This is a genomic window from Mangrovibacter yixingensis, from assembly GCF_020523985.1.
Lineage (GTDB): Bacteria > Pseudomonadota > Gammaproteobacteria > Enterobacterales > Enterobacteriaceae > Mangrovibacter > Mangrovibacter yixingensis.
The window spans coordinates 1,333,308-1,350,190 of sequence record NZ_JAIVKM010000001.1 but is presented as its reverse complement, the minus strand read 5'-3'; the positions used below and the strand labels follow the sequence as shown (position 1 = coordinate 1,350,190).

At 50.5% G+C, this 16,883-nt stretch carries 17 protein-coding genes; 7 read left to right on the top strand and 10 right to left on the bottom strand.

Annotated elements, in window-relative coordinates:
- Window positions 1-64: 64 nt before the first annotated feature.
- From LC084_RS06295 to LC084_RS06280, 4 genes are all read right to left on the bottom strand, one after another.
- A complete protein-coding gene (locus tag LC084_RS06295) occupies window positions 65-457 on the bottom strand; it encodes a DUF4186 domain-containing protein (RefSeq protein ID WP_226570312.1) in 393 nt (130 codons plus the stop codon).
- Between the two features lie 18 nt (window positions 458-475).
- Complete coding sequence (glsB, locus tag LC084_RS06290; protein ID WP_226570310.1) at window positions 476-1,402, bottom strand: glutaminase B; 927 nt, start codon at window positions 1,400-1,402, stop codon at window positions 476-478.
- A 46-nt stretch (window positions 1,403-1,448) separates the two neighbouring features.
- On the bottom strand, window positions 1,449-3,041 hold the full coding sequence (locus LC084_RS06285) for a methyl-accepting chemotaxis protein (RefSeq protein WP_226570308.1): 1,593 nt from the start codon (window positions 3,039-3,041) through the stop codon (window positions 1,449-1,451).
- Window positions 3,042-3,312: 271 nt separating this feature from the next.
- A complete protein-coding gene (locus LC084_RS06280) occupies window positions 3,313-4,695 on the bottom strand; it encodes an aldehyde dehydrogenase family protein (protein WP_226570306.1) in 1,383 nt (460 codons plus the stop codon).
- 99 nt (window positions 4,696-4,794) lie between these two features.
- Between LC084_RS06280 and ptrR the strand changes: the two genes are divergently transcribed.
- From ptrR to LC084_RS06265, 3 genes are all read left to right on the top strand, one after another.
- Complete coding sequence (ptrR, locus tag LC084_RS06275; RefSeq protein ID WP_226570304.1) at window positions 4,795-5,643, top strand: putrescine utilization regulator PtrR; 849 nt, start codon at window positions 4,795-4,797, stop codon at window positions 5,641-5,643.
- Between the two features lie 84 nt (window positions 5,644-5,727).
- Window positions 5,728-6,675 carry an L-lactate dehydrogenase gene (locus tag LC084_RS06270; RefSeq protein ID WP_226570302.1) on the top strand — a complete coding sequence of 316 codons (948 nt, stop codon included), beginning with the start codon at window positions 5,728-5,730 and terminating at the stop codon, window positions 6,673-6,675.
- Between the two features lie 169 nt (window positions 6,676-6,844).
- A complete protein-coding gene (locus LC084_RS06265) occupies window positions 6,845-8,041 on the top strand; it encodes a sugar transporter (protein WP_226570301.1) in 1,197 nt (398 codons plus the stop codon).
- Between the two features lie 145 nt (window positions 8,042-8,186).
- Here LC084_RS06265 and LC084_RS06260 read toward each other — a convergent pair whose 3' ends face one another.
- Window positions 8,187-8,861: a MarC family NAAT transporter gene (locus tag LC084_RS06260; protein WP_226570299.1), complete on the bottom strand. Its 675-nt coding sequence runs from the start codon at window positions 8,859-8,861 to the stop codon at window positions 8,187-8,189.
- Window positions 8,862-9,095: 234 nt separating this feature from the next.
- On the opposite strand from LC084_RS06260, the gene marR reads away from it, so the two are divergent.
- From marR to marB, 3 genes are all read left to right on the top strand, one after another.
- On the top strand, window positions 9,096-9,530 hold the full coding sequence (marR, locus tag LC084_RS06255; RefSeq protein WP_226570297.1) for a multiple antibiotic resistance transcriptional regulator MarR: 435 nt from the start codon (window positions 9,096-9,098) through the stop codon (window positions 9,528-9,530).
- A 17-nt stretch (window positions 9,531-9,547) separates the two neighbouring features.
- Window positions 9,548-9,949 carry an MDR efflux pump AcrAB transcriptional activator MarA gene (gene marA / locus LC084_RS06250; RefSeq protein WP_226570295.1) on the top strand — a complete coding sequence of 134 codons (402 nt, stop codon included), beginning with the start codon at window positions 9,548-9,550 and terminating at the stop codon, window positions 9,947-9,949.
- Window positions 9,950-10,053: 104 nt separating this feature from the next.
- Window positions 10,054-10,275 (top strand): multiple antibiotic resistance regulatory protein MarB, encoded by a 222-nt coding sequence (gene marB, locus LC084_RS06245; RefSeq protein ID WP_226570293.1) that lies wholly within the window; start codon window positions 10,054-10,056, stop codon window positions 10,273-10,275.
- Between the two features lie 61 nt (window positions 10,276-10,336).
- On the opposite strand, the gene eamA is transcribed toward marB, so the two are convergent.
- Complete coding sequence (gene eamA / locus LC084_RS06240) at window positions 10,337-11,248, bottom strand: O-acetylserine/cysteine exporter (RefSeq protein ID WP_226570291.1); 912 nt, start codon at window positions 11,246-11,248, stop codon at window positions 10,337-10,339.
- A gap of 198 nt (window positions 11,249-11,446) precedes the next feature.
- On the opposite strand from eamA, the gene LC084_RS06235 reads away from it, so the two are divergent.
- Entirely contained in the window at window positions 11,447-12,682 is a 1,236-nt protein-coding gene (locus tag LC084_RS06235) for an MFS transporter (RefSeq protein ID WP_226570289.1), read from the top strand.
- A gap of 6 nt (window positions 12,683-12,688) precedes the next feature.
- On the opposite strand, the gene urtE is transcribed toward LC084_RS06235, so the two are convergent.
- From urtE to urtB, 4 genes are read right to left on the bottom strand one after another with little or no spacing between them, the layout of a single operon-like run.
- On the bottom strand, window positions 12,689-13,387 hold the full coding sequence (urtE, locus tag LC084_RS06230) for an urea ABC transporter ATP-binding subunit UrtE (RefSeq protein WP_226570288.1): 699 nt from the start codon (window positions 13,385-13,387) through the stop codon (window positions 12,689-12,691).
- Between the two features lie 9 nt (window positions 13,388-13,396).
- Window positions 13,397-14,194 (bottom strand): urea ABC transporter ATP-binding protein UrtD, encoded by a 798-nt coding sequence (gene urtD, locus LC084_RS06225; protein WP_226570286.1) that lies wholly within the window; start codon window positions 14,192-14,194, stop codon window positions 13,397-13,399.
- Window positions 14,194-15,267 (bottom strand): urea ABC transporter permease subunit UrtC, encoded by a 1,074-nt coding sequence (gene urtC / locus LC084_RS06220; RefSeq protein WP_226570284.1) that lies wholly within the window; start codon window positions 15,265-15,267, stop codon window positions 14,194-14,196. Before urtC ends, urtD begins: the two co-directional genes overlap by 1 nt.
- Window positions 15,267-16,832, bottom strand: coding sequence for an urea ABC transporter permease subunit UrtB (urtB, locus tag LC084_RS06215; RefSeq protein WP_226571151.1), 1,566 nt, complete (start codon window positions 16,830-16,832; stop codon window positions 15,267-15,269). Before urtB ends, urtC begins: the two co-directional genes overlap by 1 nt.
- Window positions 16,833-16,883 lie beyond the last annotated feature (51 nt).

Below are 16,883 nucleotides of genomic sequence, written 5' to 3'. Positions count from 1 at the left end.
ACAACTCGAATATAACCTAAATTTTAACAGTTTTATCCGATTTATTTTAGTTACACTATTTTTATTATTGCGATTTATCCGTGCCACCTGCCACAACAGATTCCTGAACCAGTTGTAAATGCAGCCAATAATAGATAACGCCAACAATATCGTGCTGTTGCTGAGCCGTGAGTGGAATGCCTTCAGGGATCCCATACCACTTGGCAAGGCAGCCCCGGCAGCAAGTTGCTGTGGCGTGCTGGGCAATAAAAACCGGATGCCCACGCATAGGCGTTTGTTTTCCGTCATTAGGAATACTGGCGGGAGCCAGCCGCTTTGCAATAAAATCTGCCGCATGCTGGCACACCACCTCTGGCCCTTTTTTCAGACAATACTCACGTTCTTTCCCCCCTAACCGGAAACGGCTGCGAAAACGTGAACGCCCAAGGCGCTGAAAAAGAGACTCCATGGATTCCATTGGTTTATGCCATATTTTTTAATAAACAGAACGGCCCAGTGCCGCAATCAGGTTTTCCAGCACCGCGGCACCCGCCAGTGAATTACCAAAATCATCCAGCTCCGGGCTCCAAACTGCAATTGACATCTCGTGGGGCACAACCGCAATAATGCCGCCACCAACGCCTGATTTACCCGGAATACCAACACGCCAGGCAAATTCACCAGAACTCTGGTACATGCCGCTCGTTGCCATAAGCGCATTCACCTGACGAGTTTGTTGCGGTGTCAGTACCGGATAAGGCCAGGCGGATGTGCACCCCTGGCAGGCAAGGAACATAAAGGTGTCAGCCAGTTCCACACAGCTCATTTTAAGGGCGCAGTAATGAAAATAGTTTTGCAGCACCGTGGCGACATCATTATGGAAATTACCGAATGATTTCATAAGCCAGGCAATGGCGGCATTACGTGCAGAGTGTTCGAACTCAGAACGTGCAACACGTTCATCATAGGTGATTGAAGGTACCCCAGAAAGCAGCCGAACAACTTCCAGCATGCGTTGGCGGGGTGAACTCAGGCGCGTTTGCAGCATATCGCATACCACCAGCGCGCCAGCATTAATAAATGGATTTCGGGGTTTGCCCTGTTCGAGTTCTAGCTGAACCAGCGAGTTAAACGGCTGGCCGGATGGATCTTTGCCCACACGGGACCAAATTTCGTCTTCATCGTAACGCGTCATTGCCAGCACAAGGCTAAGCACTTTGGAAATCGACTGAATAGAAAAGCGCTCATTGGCATCACCGGCCTGGAAACGCTCCCCTTTTACGGTAGTGATGGCAATCCCCAGTTTATTCCCCGACACTTCCGCCAGTGCGGGAATATAACTGGCAACCTTCCCTTTGCCAATTAAGGGCCTGGCTGCCTCCAGTATCTGTTCCAGTAACTGATTATCCAATTGTTGCGCCACGCCCGTCACCCCAGCAAACAAAAAGTGGCGGGAAGTATACACCTCGTCAGGCTAAACGAAAACGCGCCACCGCAGTAGTCAGTTGCTGTTGCCCTTCATAGAGCCGCCGCACGCCAAGCTGGCTTTGTTGCACAAGGCTGGCTGTACGGCTGGCTACGTCATCCAGAGCAATTATCTGGCCAGTGACCATCTGTATGTTCTCTCCCTGATGTAGGGATGCGGCAGCAATATCATTGAGCAGAACGGTCATCGCAGTAACCAATTGTGTGACTGATGCAAGGTTTTGCTCAAGCCGGGCAACAGCGCCAGCGCCTTGAGAAATACCTTCAAGAGAGTGATTGATCAATTGCTGAATAGTTTGTGTAGAGTGTGCACTTTTGCGCGCCAGGATACCCACTTCTTTCGCCACCACAGCAAAGCCTCGCCCATGGTTGCCTGCGTGAGCGGCTTCAATAGCTGCATTCAGTGCCAAAATATTCGTCTGGAAGGCTACGGTTTCAATCATTGCGACAATGCCACGCATTTCATCAGACCTGCCTTCAATTGCCTGCATAGAGTTGTTAACAGCCAGCATCATCGCGTCACCGCCACGAGCAATATCACGGGCTTCATCGGCTCGCTGGTTCGCTATACCCGCAAAACGGGTATTTTCATCCACGCTGCCCGATAACTGGCGTATACCGTCGGTAACTTTGGTGAGCATATGGCTTTGTTCTGTCGCTTGCGCAGATAACACCTGGTTTTCATCATTCATGGCCGCAATCTGCCCAGCCATATTATCCGTTGCGCTGTGTACTGCATTAACCACTTGCCTCAAGCCCTGCTGCATTGCCATCAAACGCTGCCACAGTTCATAAACTTCCCGGTTAACGCGTACAGGTGTGGCTGGCAGCACAGATAAATCGCCATCAGCCAGCTGGTCAAGGTGCTGTAACAAACGATTTAATGGGCGAATAACCCAGAATAACAACCCGGCACCGGTAAAAATCGCCACCACCAGTACGACCAGTAGCGCACTGAGCGAACGTGTCTGCATTTGGTTCAGACCGGCAAGTAGCATGTTGTCGCCTTGTTGGCGCAGGCGGTCACTCTCTGTTTTATATTGGGCAAAATCCTGGTTGAATTGCGCCTGAAATGCCTGTACGGGCACGGCGAAGAAACTGTCTATTGATTGTGTTTCCCGCAGGCTGTCAACCTGCTCTTTCAACCCGGCATAAAATTGCAGGTAACTTTGGATGACCGCTTTATTTTGCGCCGTAGGCGGCGCCTGATGGCGAAACCGCTCGAAGGCCTGTTGGCTGGTGTTTAACGCTGACGCGGCATCATCCGCCAGGCTGTTCCAGCTTCCCACCGAGCCTGTTTCTTTATCCTGCATAAACCAAATACCCGCGCGGTTTACCAAATCACTGGCCGTCAATAACCCAATACGGGCTTCATCCATCTGACGCTGTGCATTTTGTTCAACACCTTGCCGAGTAACCTGAGCACGGACCTGGTTTAACAGCAACCCAAGCCCGGTGGTAGATATCACCTGAACCAGCAAAAACAGCCCAATAACACACACAATCCCGCTGAGCAAACCCATACCCCGGAAATGAAATCGCTGTGGCAGTAATGCCGTTATTAGTTTTATCTTCATGATTTAGCTTAAGAAAAATGGAATAAAAGGCGAAGTATGCAGTGAGTGTATCGGTGGAAGATGACGTTTTAGTGACAATACAGCGCAGGCCGGTGGCACAGTACCACCCGGTAGCCAGCAACTTACATCATAAAAATAAATGTTTAAAATCAGTAGATAACAAACAGGCCACTGAATGAATTACGGAAGTTGTACACAACCCATATTGCCGGAAGCAAGGTGGGAACTTCCGGCATTTTGCTTAAGGTGTAATAAACACAGAGAGGTAGCATTAGTGGCGGTTTTTCCACACGGTCTGGATATTGCAGAACTCATAAAGCCCAAAATGTGACAGCTCGCGGCCAAAACCACTGCGCTTGACACCACCAAAAGGAACGCGTGGATCACTGGCGCTATAACCATTAATAAATACGCCGCCACACTCCAGTTTTTCAGCTAACTGCAACGCCAGGCGCTCTTCACCATAGATTGTTGCCGAAAGCCCGTACTGGCTCAGGTTTGCCAACTCTAGCGCATGTTCAGCATCACGGGCGATAGTAATAGCGGCCACTGGTCCAAACATCTCTTCCTGAAAAGCCGTCATCGCTGGCGTCACGCCAGTGAGTATGGTTGGCGCATAGAAATTCCCTTCGCCTGGCAGTTTTTCGCCACCCAGTATGCAGGTTGCCCCCTGCTGAATAGTCTCTGCCACCTGGCGATGCAGTTCGTCCCGCAAATCAAAACGCGCCATCGGGCCGATATCAGTTTGTTCATCCTTCGGGTTGCCCACTACCAGTTTGCTGGTGGCAGCAACAAATTTTTCAATAAAGGCATCAGCAATACCTTCTTCAACAATAAACCGTTTCGCTGCAGCACATACCTGCCCGGTATTTTGAAAACGCCCGGCAACCCCTGCGTTAACCGCATCATCCAGGTCTGCACTGTTTAAAACAATAAATGGGTCAGAACCGCCAAGCTCAAGCACACATTTTTTCAGTGCCTTACCTGCCTGTGAGCCAATGGCTTCCCCGGCACGGGCGCTTCCTGTTAAAGCAACTGCAGCAACGCGTGGGTCTGCAATCAACGAGCTTACCCCTTCATTACTGGCATTGATTTCTGCAAATGCCCCAATAGGGAAATCCGCATCAAGAAACGCCTGAACCAGTAACCCGGCGCTGGCCGGAACATTGGGTGCATGTTTCAGCAAGTAGGTGTTTCCGGTAAGCAGCATCGGCACTGCACCACGCAATACTTGCCACAGTGGGAAGTTCCACGGCATCACCGCAAGAATAACGCCCAGTGGGCGAAAAGCGATTTCAGCCTGCTGACCTGGCACCTGTGTTGGTTGGTTCGCCAGCATCAGCGGGCCATGCTCTGCATACCAGTGGCACAGGTTAATACACTTAGCCACTTCCGCCCGCGCCTGGCGAATCGGTTTACCCATTTCACGGGTAATAGTCTGGGCCAGTGTCTGTGCCTGGTTTTCCAGTACTGAAGCAAGGCGAATGATAGCGGCGGCACGTTGTGCCAACGGGGTATCAGCCCAAATTTTACTGGCACTGGCGGCCTGGCTAATAGCCTGTTCTATATCTGCCTGGCTTGCATAAGGCCGGGATGAAAGAATCTCACCTGTCGCAGGATTAGTCGCCGAGGTTTGGGTATTCGTTGTGGTCATCAGATGCTCCTTAGTTTGCTACCCGGCCACAATAGCCTTGCCCAATGATTATGAAAACTGAATAATAATAAAGAAACCATTCACGTTTTGAGAAAGGCTATGGATTTTACTCAACTCAGTATGTTTGTCAGTGTGGTCGAAACTGGCAGCATCAGTGAGGCGGCCCGCCAGGTACACCGGGTGCCGTCCAACCTGACCACCCGTATTCGCCAGTTGGAAGAGGAACTGGGGGTTAATTTGTTTATTCGTGAGAACCAGCGCTTACGTGTCTCCCCGGCGGGGCAAAACTTTTACCAGTACAGTAAACGCCTGTTAGCACTGGCAAATGAAGCGCGCTTTTCAGTCACTGGCGATGTGCCATCGGGGTTGTTGCCTCTCGGTTCACTGGAAAGTACCGCTGCCATCCGTATTCCAGATCTTCTGGCGCGCTTTAATCAACGTTACCCCTCAGTGCAGCTAACGCTTACCACGGGGCCTTCTGGCGATATGATAGAGTCCGTGCTCAGTGGCCGCCTTGCGGCAGCATTTACCGATGTCCCTTTTAAAAACCCGGCGCTGGAGTACCGCTCATTGTGTAATGAAGAGATGGTTATCATTGCACCGGGCAGCCACTCCCCAGTACACCGAGCCAAAGAAGTAGATGGCGCCAATTTGTATGCCTTCAAAGCTAACTGTTCCTATCGCCATCATTTTGAAGCCTGGTTTCAGGCAGATAACGCCCGCCCCGGACATATCTATGAGATGGAATCATGGCATGGCATTCTTGCCTGTGTTATTGCCGGTGCAGGCCTGGCAATGATTCCTCGTGCGATGCTGGCAATTATGCCTGGTGCGCATCAGGTGAATATCTGGCCTGTTAGCGAAGCCTGGCGATGGCGTGAAACGGCCTTAATTTGGCGTAAAGACAGCCTGACACCGCAACTGCGCGCATTGATTAATTTGCTGTAATACCCATGATAAGCAAATATAATTTTTAGCCATGCCCGCTACGGTGTAACGTAGCCCTGCTTGTTTAAATTGTGCGGAACTCACATGAATACCAAACCCCGTAAGGTAATGATTATTGGTGCAGGTAATGTTGGCACAGCCGCAGCCTGGGCCTTACTCAACCAAAACATTTGCGAAGAACTGGTTCTGGTTGACCTGAATAAAACCCGAGCAGAAGCCCATTGTCAGGACCTGTCTGACGCAGCGGCTTATATGCCAGGTATGATGACCATTACCCAACGTGATGCCAGTGATTGCGCCGACGTGGATATCGCCGTAATAACGGTTTCTGGTGGCCCACTGAAACCTGGGCAAACCCGGCTTGATGAACTGACCAACACTGCGCGAATCATGAACAAAATAGTGCCAGACATGATGGCTAACGGTTTTAACGGCATTTTCCTTATTGCCACAAACCCCTGCGACATCATTACCTGGCAGGTGTGGCAATTATCCGGTTTGCCCCGTAACCAGGTTATTGGTACTGGAGTATGGCTGGATACCACCCGGTTGCGTCGAACGCTCGCTCAGGCGCTGGATATTGGCCCGCAGAGCATTGATGCTTTTATATTAGGTGAGCATGGCGACGCACAGTTTCCTGTCTGGTCACACTCTTCTGTGTACGGCTCACCGGTTAGCGATGTCTGGAAACGACGTACTGGCACAGAGCTGGACACAGACGCTATCGCCGAAAAAGTGCGTAAGCTGGGTTTTGAAATTTACGCAGGTAAAGGTTGTACCGAATTTGGCATTGCCGGCACCATTACTGAGATTTGCCGTAACATTTTTACCGGCAGCCACCGGGCACTGGCTATTTCTTGTGTGCTGGATGGTGAATATGGGAAAACAGGTATCGCCATAGGGGTTCCGGCTGTACTGGCACAAAGTGGCGTACAGCAAATTATTGAGCTGCAACTGGCTGCAGACGAACAGGCTAAGTTTGACGACGCCGCCCGCATTATTCAGCAAAATATTGCCCGCCTGCCACAGTAGCGGTCCAGGTTGCCGGGGAAATAACAACCCCGGCCACACCATTTTGTGAGAATTCACTTGTACTGAAATGTAAAAAAGAGATATAGCTCACAATTCATCTTGTGCGCTTGCATTGTTGGTTTTATGATCGCGCCATCCACCGATGGGACCACCTGCGCAGACTCAAAAAATGAACACATCCACGACTGTTTCCCGACATGTTGCATGGCTCCGGGTTCTGACCCTCGCTATCGCTGCATTCATCTTTAATACCACCGAATTTGTCCCTGTTGGGCTGTTATCGGACATTGCCGAAAGCTTCAATATGAGCACCGCTCAGGTGGGGATAATGCTGACAATTTATGCCTGGGTGGTTGGGCTGATGTCGTTGCCTTTCATGCTGTTAACCAGCCAGATGGAACGTAAAAAGCTACTGATTGGTATCTTTTTACTGTTTATTGCCAGCCATGCGCTGTCATTCCTGGCATGGAACTTTACGGTTCTGGTAATTAGCCGTATTGGTGTCGCCTTTGCCCACGCTATCTTCTGGTCGATTACTGCATCTCTGGCTATTCGCCTTGCCCCCGCTGGCAAACGCGCGCAGGCGCTCAGTTTTCTGGCTACCGGAACCGCATTAGCAATGGTTCTCGGGTTGCCTCTTGGCCGTGTGATTGGGCAGTATTTCAGTTGGCGCACTACCTTTTTTGCCATTGGTGTTGGTGCGCTCATTACTTTGGTGTGCTTGCTTAAACTGTTACCGCGTATGCCAAGTGAACATTCCGGCTCACTGAAAAGCCTGCCGATTCTGTTCCGCCGCCCGGCACTGGTGAGCATTTATATTTTGACAGTGGTTGTCGTTACCGCGCACTACACCGCTTATAGCTATATTGAGCCTTTTGTGCAGACCATTGCGGGATTTAGCGCCAATTTCGCCACTGTATTGTTATTGATTCTCGGTGGGGCCGGTATTATTGGCAGTATCATTTTCAGTAAGCTTGGCAATATGCATGCTTCAAGCTTGGTCAGCTGTGCCATCGGGGTTCTGGTGTGCTGCCTTGCGTTGCTCATGCCTGCATCCGTTTCATCAAACGGGCTGATTATCCTGAGCCTGTTCTGGGGCATTGCTTTTATGGTTATCGGGCTGGGTATGCAGGTAAAAGTTCTGGCGCTGGCACCTGATGCGACTGATGTAGCAATGTCGCTGTTTTCAGGAATTTTCAATATTGGGATTGGTGCCGGAGCGCTGCTGGGTAACCAAATAAGCCTGCATTTTTCTATGTCAGCAATTGGCTACCTGGGCGCACTGCCTGCGATTGCCGCATTGGTCTGGTCCGTGGTGATTTTCCGCCGCTGGCCGCAAAGCCTGGAGCACCAGCCGAGCCATTAATGCTCTGGTAACCTAACGCTGAAAGTAAAAACGCCCTGTTTCTGACCAGGGCGTTTCATAGTGATGAAAAAGAAGGAAAAAGCGTGGTTTTTCCTTCTTTTTAGTTAGCAGCCGAAAATCAATAAAACGCTCTGTTTCCAGTCAGTCATGCATGTCCAGGGTAATGCTGAATAATATCCAGCACGCCATTAATGACAAACTGCACGCCCATACACACCAACAGAAAGCCCATCACACGGGAAATCGCATCTATTCCCCCTTTACCCACAATACGCATCACCGCCCCCGAGCCGCGCAAGCAGCCCCAAAGGATCAGGCTGACACACAAAAAGGTTACCGGAGGCCCTACCACCAGCACCCAGTAGGGAAATTCCGTGGTGTGGTGAACGGTAGACGCGGTGCTGATTATCATGGCGATTGTCCCGGGGCCCGCAGTAGAAGGCATGGCCAGCGGCACAAAAGCAATATTTGCCCCAGAGTCGCGTGCTAACTCCTCCGATTTGGATTTAGCCTCCGGAATTTCGTGAGGTTTCTCTTTCGGAAACAGCATACGAAATCCGATAAACGCCACAATTAATCCACCGGCAATACGTAATCCAGGAATCGAAATACCGAACGTATTCATCACCACCTGGCCAGCATACCAGGCTACCATCATAATGATGAATACATTAATAGATGCCTGGCGTGACTGGCGATGGCGCTCCTGGGTATTCATATTCCCACTCAGCCCAAGGAACAGTGCCACCGTAGTGAGCGGGTTTGCTAAAGGCAATAACACGACCAACCCAATACCGACTGCTTTAACGAGTTCGAGCATTCTGTATTCCCTTATCCTTCTGCTGCTTTACGATTAATCCAATCAAATCAGAGATAAATGCTAGCTCACCTAAGCGCGTAATAACAGCATTCGCCCATGATTGTTACTCATGTATATTTTTATCAGACTAAGTGTTTTAGCACTTTGTGTGATCCAGATCGCCATACGATTGACTTATCCTTGCCTGGGCAATAGTATCTCGCGTGATTAATCTATTTGCCTGGGCAATGAATTGTGAAAACGACATGCGATCTGTTCAATGAAATCATCCCGCTGGGCCGTCTGATCCACCTGGTGAATCAAAAGAAAGACCGTCTGTTAACTGAATATCTCTCTCCGCAGGATGTGACTGCACCGCAATTTAAAGTGTTGTGCAGCATCTTCTGTGAGGTGGCGATTACGCCAGGAGACTTAAGTAAGACACTCTCGGTTGATATGGGTGCCCTTACCCGCATGCTGGATCGCCTGGCATGTAAAGGTTGGGTATCACGTCGACCAAACCCTGACGACAAACGGTGTGTCATCGTCGAACTCACAGAAGAAGGCCGTGAGTTATGCCAGTACTGCCACCGTTTAGTGGGGCACGACCTGCATGAAGAATTAACAAGAAACCTGACGGCAGAAGAAATTGCACAACTTGAATGTTTGCTGAAAAAAATTCTGCTCTAAACAGATGAGGTGAAGCTATGTCCAGACGAAATAATGATGCGATTACCGTACACAGCATTTTAGACTGGATTGAGGATAACCTGGAATCCCCGCTGTCACTGGAGAAAGTTTCCCAGCGCTCCGGCTATTCGAAATGGCACCTGCAACGGATGTTCAAAAAAGAGACAGGACACTCACTGGGCCAATATATCCGCAATCGCAAATTGACGGAAATCGCACAGAAGTTGAAAGAAAGCGATGAGCCAATTCTTTATCTTGCTGAACGCTATGGTTTTGAGTCTCAACAAACATTGACGCGAACCTTTAAGAATTATTTCTCAATTCCGCCGCACAAGTACCGTGTTGCGAATAATGCCCCCACCCAGGGAAAGTTTTTATTCCCTCTGAACCATGACGGGCAGCATTACTGCATGAACTAAGTGCAGGCAAGTAATACCGTAAAGTCAATGACCTCAAATCGGCCACAGACCTTGTGTCTGCTGGTCGCTTTTTAATTCCACCGGTAAAGGTGTAAGAAGGACAAATGAAACATTTAGCACAAGGTGCTGCGCTACTATTGGTTTTAGTCGCGGGCAGTGTTATGGCAGAACATCCCAGCGAATTTATTCCCCGGCAAACTGGGCATGGTGCAATGCTGATGCCTTCAGCCAGTAACACAAGCCTCAACAGCGCAAAACCCGATGCAGCCCAGGAGCGTAACGAAAATCTGGGGGTAGCTTTCTACCATAACAACGCAAACCGCTAAGTGTTGATACACCGATGCCCGCAAGTGGACATCGGTTGGCAACCTTTACCTGTAACGCTTTTTACAGTGATGAAGAACGCGCCCGGCGAATACCCTGCGGTAACCGTAATCCAAACACATTGATATACAACCCCAGCATAATCAGTACTGCGCCAGCAAGCTGGTACAGGTTCAGGTGTTCACCCAGTAACAGCGCTGCACTTGCCATACCGAATACCGGCACCAGCAATGATAACGGAGCAATACGCCAGGTTTCATAACGCCCGAGCAGGCTGCCCCAAATACCATAGCCCACAATAGTGGCAAGAAAGGCCAGATATGCCAGTGAAAGTATTGTCGTTAAATCAATATGCTGAACACTGGATACAATAACTGCCGGGCCGTCGAACACCAGGCTCCCCAGGAGAAATGGCAGCACCGGGATAAGCGCACTCCAAACAACGAGAGACATAATGGCAGGCGGTTGTGACAGCTGCATGATTTTTTTATTAAAGATATTCCCACATCCCCAACTGAATGCCGCAGCCAGCGTTAGCATAAAACCACTGAGTGCAATGTTTTCGCCTGTCAGGCTGCCTTCAATCAGTACCAATATCCCCAGCACCGCAAGCGTAATACCTGCCAGTTGTTTAACCGTTAAACGCTCGTTGAAAAAAATGGCACCCAGCAAAATGGTAAAGAATGCTTGCGCCTGAAGAACCAGAGAAGCCAGCCCCGCGGGCATACCAAATTTAATCGCGGTAAATAAAAAAGCGAACTGCCCAAAGCTGATAGTCAGGCCATAGCCGACAAGCAGGCGAAATGGTATTTTAGGCCGCCGGACAAAGAGCAACGCCGGAAACGCAACAAACAGGAAGCGCAACCCGGCAAGTAACAAGGGGGGCATATCATGCAATCCCACTTTGATAACCACAAAATTTAACCCCCAGACAACCACTACCATCAACGCCAGAAATCCATCTTTTTTTGTCATACCCTGTTAACCTTCGTTCCTATTTTTTTCATTGCGTTACTGATACACCAGGTTAATAGATATTTAACAAAATGGCGATACCCAGATTTTTGCCCGCACAAAAAGCACATACTCTCAGCTTATGATGCTGTACAGCCGCCCCGTGGCATGTTATTGCTGTGTAAATATAATTTTATTTACGCTGTGCATCACTTCCCCATGATTCATAAGAAAAAACGTTTACCAGACAAGCCAGTGCTTATACTGCTACTGGCTTCTTTATGCATCACTTTAGGCCGTGGTATGACACTGCCTTTTATGACTATTTACCTGAATCGCCAGTATGCTATGAGTGTCGATAAGGTGGGGCTGGCAATGACGTTTGCCCTGGTCATTGGTGTGATATTCAGCCTGACCTTTGGCATGCTGGCAGACCGGTTCGATAAAAAACGGTATATGCTGATTGCCACTGGCTGCTTTATTGCCGGGTTTATTGGTATTCCTCTTAGCCATTCGCCGTGGATGACTGTGGCATTTTATGCGGCTATTAACTGTTCATACTCGGTATTTGCATCGGTTCTTAAAGGTTATTTTTCCGACACACTGCCCCCGGGGAAACGCCCTGGTATTTTTTCGCTCAATTACACCTTTATTAATATTGGCTGGACCATTGGCCCACCGCTCGGCACGATGGTCATGCTCTACAGTGTGCATTTGCCCTTCTGGCTCGCAGCGCTCAGCGCTACTCTGCCATTTATATTGATTGGCTTACGAGTGCCTGCCCAGCCACCTGCGTGCCAGGCCAGCAATCAAATAGCGGGTACGGATGAAAAACCCCAGGCCCCCTGGTCACTCGCTGTTTTGTTACACGATAAAGCACTGGGCTATTTCACACTGTCGGGCTTTCTCAGTTCGTTGGTGTGTGGTTCGTTTGTCTCGTTTTTATCGCAGTATGTGTTGGTTGTTGCCGATAATGCGCTGGCCGAAAAAGTGGTCAGTGTGGTGTTACCCATTAATGCACTGGTGGTAGTCAGCTTTCAATACTGGGTAGGGAAACAGTTACGCCCTTCGCGGTTAAAAGGGTGGATGTTTATTGGCTCTGTCTGCTTCAGCATCGGCTTACTGGGTTTTCTATACGCGGGAAATAACCTGGTTATCTGGGGTTTAGCATCGGTTATTTTTACTTTTGGGGAACTGATTTATGTACCGGGTGAATATATGCTGATTGATCACATTGCACCGCCGGGCATGAAAGCCAGTTACTTCTCGGCACAAAACATTGGCAACCTGGGTGCTGCAGCTAACCCACTGGTCACTGGTTATATGCTGACCTGGTTTCCAGCGCCAGTTCTGTTTTGTGCCTTTATTGTCGCGATTTGCGCCGCCTGGTGGTTAATGTTACTCGGGATGGAGGTGCGCAACACGCCACGTGCTGCACACCAAACCAGTCAATAACGCGGGTTATATTGCCACCAGCCCGCGCACACCGTCTGCTTCCATTTGTGCGCCTGAACCCTGTTGGATAATGGTTCCGCGTGACATCACCAGATACTGGTCGGCTAGCTCTGCGGCAAAATCGTAGAACTGCTCGACCAGTAAAATAGCCATATCCCCCCTTGCGGCCAGGGTACGGATAACCTGGCCGATTTCCTTGATAACAGAAGGCTGAATACCTTCTGTCGGTTCATCCAGAATTAACAACCCCGGTTTACAGGCCAGTGCGCGCCCAATAGCCAGCTGTTGTTGCTGGCCACCAGACAGGTCACCGCCACGGCGCTGTTTCATCTCTTTCAGTACAGGGAATAACTGATAGATCTCTTCCGGGACTTGTCCTGCCTGCCTTGCCGGAAACCGGGACAACCCCATCAACAAGTTTTCTTCAACAGTAAGGCGCGGGAAAATTTCACGCCCCTGGGGCACATAAGCTACCCCGGCGTTGACACGCTGATACGGTTTACGGTGAGTGATATCCGCCCCGTTCCAGGTAACCTGCCCTGATTTGGCCGGAATTAACCCCATAAGGCATTTGAGCAAAGTGCTTTTCCCAACCCCGTTACGCCCCAGCAGGCAGGTCACCTCTCCGGGGCGGGCATTGAATGTCACACCGCGTAAAATATGGCTGCCACCGTAATACTGTTGCAGGTTACTTACATCCAGCATAATGCCCCCTTAACGGCCAAGATAAACATCAATCACTTGCTCGTTAGCCTGAACTTCAGCCAGTGAACCTTCGGCAAGAACTTGCCCGTGATGCAACACGGTTACGGAATCCGCAATGGTTTCAACAAAGCCCATATCATGCTCAACCACCATTAATGAATGCTGGCCGGCAAGCCCGCGAAATAATTCTGCGGTATATTCAGTTTCAGCATCTGTCATGCCCGCTGCAGGCTCATCAAGCAGTAATAAGTGCGGCTCTTGCACCAGCAACATCCCTATTTCCAGAAATTGCTTTTGCCCATGAGACAGCGCACCTGCGGCACGATGGCGTTCTTGCGATAAATGTAATAACGCCAGCACACTGTCGATACGGTCACGTTGTTCGCTATTGAGCCGCGCCCTGAGTGTGGCCCAGACGCCTTTATGTGTTTTCTGTGCTATTTCCAGGTTTTCGAACACGCTAAGGGCTTCAAAAACTGTGGGTTTCTGGAATTTACGCCCTATGCCTTTACGGGCCACTTCAATTGAATTGAGTTTGAGTAAATCGACTGACTGATCATAAACAGCCGTGCCGCTTTGAGGGCGTGTTTTCCCGGTAATAACATCCATTAAGGTTGTTTTACCCGCCCCATTAGGGCCAATCACGCAGCGTAGCTCCCCCACACCAATACGCATGGACAGATTTGTCAGCGCCTGGAAGCCATCAAAATTAACATTGATATTCTCCAGTTGCAGAACCGGGTCTGTCTGCTCACGGAACTGATCTGCGGGTAACTGCCGGGTGAAAAGCGTATCCTGCATCGCCATTACTTATCTCCTTTGCGCAGTAAGCCCACAACACCACGTGGTAAGAACAGGGTCACCAGGATAAAAACCAGCCCGAGGCAAATTTGCCAGTATTCTGGCAACACCACAGTAAAAATACTTTTTGCTCCGTTCACCAAAAACGCGCCAATAACCGGGCCAATCAATGTTCCACGGCCACCAAGCGCTACCCAGATAGCGGCTTCAATCGAATTTGTCGGCGACATTTCGCTGGGGTTGATAATCCCGACTTGTGGCACATACAACGCCCCGGCAAGGCCACACAACACAGCAGAAAGTGTCCAGACTAATAATTTGAAGCCCAGAGGGTCATAGCCGCAAAACATCAGGCGATTTTCGGCATCACGCACCGCTGTCAACACCCGGCCATACTTACTGCGCGCCAACCACAACCCTGCGCCCAGGCTTGCGAGCAGCAGGATAAGTGAAGCGATAAACAACCCCACACGGGTGCTGGTGGCGGTAACAGAAAAACCCAGCAGCGTGGTGAAACCGGTAAACCCGTTATTGCCGCCAAAGCCGGTTTCATTACGAAAGAACAGTAACATTCCGGCCCAGGTTAACGCCTGGGTGATAATCGAGAAGTACACACCTTTGATGCGCGAGCGGAAGGCAAAGTAGCCAAATACCAGGGCGAGTAAGCCCGGTACCAGGATAATCAGCATCAGCGCCCAGAGAAAATGCTCGCTACCCAGCCAAAACCAGGGCAAATGATCCCAGGACAAGAAAGACATAAAATCAGGCAACCCGCTGCCCGCAGCCTGGCGCATAAGATACATCCCCATGCCGTACCCCCCCAGGGCAAAGAAAATACCATGCCCCAGCGATAGCATCCCGGCATAGCCCCAAACCAAATCCAGTGCCACCGCCATCACGCTGTAGCAAAGAATTTTCCCCAGCAGGGTTAACGTCCACACCGAAATACTTAACGGGTTATCCGCTGGCAGCAAGGCAAGAAACGGGAGAATAAACAGTGCCAGCACCAAAATAGCGCCTGCAACCTGAGCAACGCGTGGCGCTTTCTGGTACAGCGTTAGTGTAATTGGCTGTGTCATCAGTCAATAACCCTCCCTTTAAGGGCAAACAACCCCTGCGGCCGTTTTTGAATAAACAAAATAATCAGGGCGAGAATCAAAATTTTGCCTAATACCGCACCCGTGTGTGGCTCCAGTATTTTGTTAAAGATCCCAAGGCCAAATGCTGCCGCGACACTCCCGGCCAGTTGGCCCACACCACCGAGCACGACGACCAGGAAAGAATCAATGATGTAACCCTGGCCAAGTTCAGGGCCGACGTTGCCCAATTGGGAGAGCGCCACGCCACCGAGCCCGGCAATACCTGAGCCCAACCCAAAGGCCAGCATATCAACACGCCCTACGGGTACCCCACAGCAAGCGGCCATAGCCCGGTTTTGGGTAACCGCACGCACATTCATACCCAGGCGGGTTTTATTTAACACAAGCCATGTAAAGAACAGCACTAACAACACAAACGCGATAACCACCAGGCGGTTCCATGGCAGGATCAGGTTAGGCAACACCTGAATACCACCGGACAACCAGCCCGGATTGGCCACTTCTACGTTTTGTGCGCCAAACACCATCCGTACAATTTGAATCAGCATCAGGCTGATTCCCCAGGTCGCCAGCAGTGTTTCCAGAGGCCGTCCATATAAATGGCGAATGATGGTACGTTCCAATACCATGCCGAGGCCACCTGTCACACAGAAAGCCACTGGGAGCGCCACCACCGGGTACAGGCTTTCCAGCCCAGGGGCAAAGCTGTGTAGCAAGTTTTGCACCATCCAGGCACTGTACGCGCCAAGCATCAACATTTCGCCATGGGCCATATTGATGACGCCCAGTAACCCATAAGTAATTGCCAGCCCAAGCGCCGCCAGTAATAACACCGATCCTAAAGAGATCCCCATAAATGCCTGGCCGAGAATGTCGCCAAGCATTAAGCGGTGGTGAATCTTGTCCAGGCTTGCCTGTGCGGCAGCACGAACGCGGGCATCGGGTTCATGGGCCGGGTCTGTCATTGGGTGAAGTCTTGCCTGGACATCCGGGTCGCTGTCCTGCCCCAGGCGGCTCACCGCCGCCAACCGCACCGCAGCATCCGGGCTACCCAGTTGCAGGTTCGCCAGCGCCAGTTGTAACGCCGCTTTCACTTTGGTGTCTGTTTCACTGGCAAGCTGGCGGGTAATCAGTGGAATCAATGTTCCCTGGCTGTCATCCACCAGATTTTTGGCACCCTGCAACCTTTCCGTGACGTTGTCACTTAATAGTTGATGTGTTGCCAGCGCGCCAGAGACTAAAATACGCAACCGGTTGGTCAACCTGACCGGATGTACATCCCCTTCTGGGGCGGCTGCAGCGCCCAGGGCTACCAGGTTACTGTTCTGTTTGCTGAACGCATGGTGATTGTCATCGGCCACCAGCACTTCCTGTTTCAGTGCTTTCAGAAGTGGCAAACGTGCTTTGTCCGGTGCGGCGGCCCACTGTTGCAGTAATTTGGCTTGCGCTGAACGGTTGACACTAACAAAGGTGTCGGCATCTGTTGCCCAGACAACACGCGAAAGCAAATACGCCAGCACCAGTAGCAGGCGTATGATATGCACAGGTTTCATGATTTCCTCCAGACGAGGGTTCCTCCCGTTTCCGGGAGGAGA

Excerpts from the sequence above, each read along its gene's own strand:
- ptrR (WP_226570304.1), top strand. The coding sequence starts at position 4,795 with ATGGATTTTACTCAACTCAGTATGTTTGTCAGTGTGGTCGAAACTGGC.
- LC084_RS06260 (WP_226570299.1), bottom strand. The coding sequence starts at position 8,861 with ATGCTCGAACTCGTTAAAGCAGTCGGTATTGGGTTGGTCGTGTTATTG.
- LC084_RS06270 (WP_226570302.1), top strand. The coding sequence starts at position 5,728 with ATGAATACCAAACCCCGTAAGGTAATGATTATTGGTGCAGGTAATGTT.
- urtC (WP_226570284.1), bottom strand. The coding sequence starts at position 15,267 with ATGACACAGCCAATTACACTAACGCTGTACCAGAAAGCGCCACGCGTT.
- eamA (WP_226570291.1), bottom strand. The coding sequence starts at position 11,248 with ATGACAAAAAAAGATGGATTTCTGGCGTTGATGGTAGTGGTTGTCTGG.
- marB (WP_226570293.1), top strand. The coding sequence starts at position 10,054 with ATGAAACATTTAGCACAAGGTGCTGCGCTACTATTGGTTTTAGTCGCG.
- marA (WP_226570295.1), top strand. The coding sequence starts at position 9,548 with ATGTCCAGACGAAATAATGATGCGATTACCGTACACAGCATTTTAGAC.
- urtE (WP_226570288.1), bottom strand. The coding sequence starts at position 13,387 with ATGCTGGATGTAAGTAACCTGCAACAGTATTACGGTGGCAGCCATATT.
- LC084_RS06280 (WP_226570306.1), bottom strand. The coding sequence starts at position 4,695 with ATGACCACAACGAATACCCAAACCTCGGCGACTAATCCTGCGACAGGT.
- LC084_RS06295 (WP_226570312.1), bottom strand. The coding sequence starts at position 457 with ATGGAATCCATGGAGTCTCTTTTTCAGCGCCTTGGGCGTTCACGTTTT.
- urtD (WP_226570286.1), bottom strand. The coding sequence starts at position 14,194 with ATGGCGATGCAGGATACGCTTTTCACCCGGCAGTTACCCGCAGATCAG.
- LC084_RS06235 (WP_226570289.1), top strand. The coding sequence starts at position 11,447 with ATGATTCATAAGAAAAAACGTTTACCAGACAAGCCAGTGCTTATACTG.
- LC084_RS06265 (WP_226570301.1), top strand. The coding sequence starts at position 6,845 with ATGAACACATCCACGACTGTTTCCCGACATGTTGCATGGCTCCGGGTT.
- LC084_RS06285 (WP_226570308.1), bottom strand. The coding sequence starts at position 3,041 with ATGAAGATAAAACTAATAACGGCATTACTGCCACAGCGATTTCATTTC.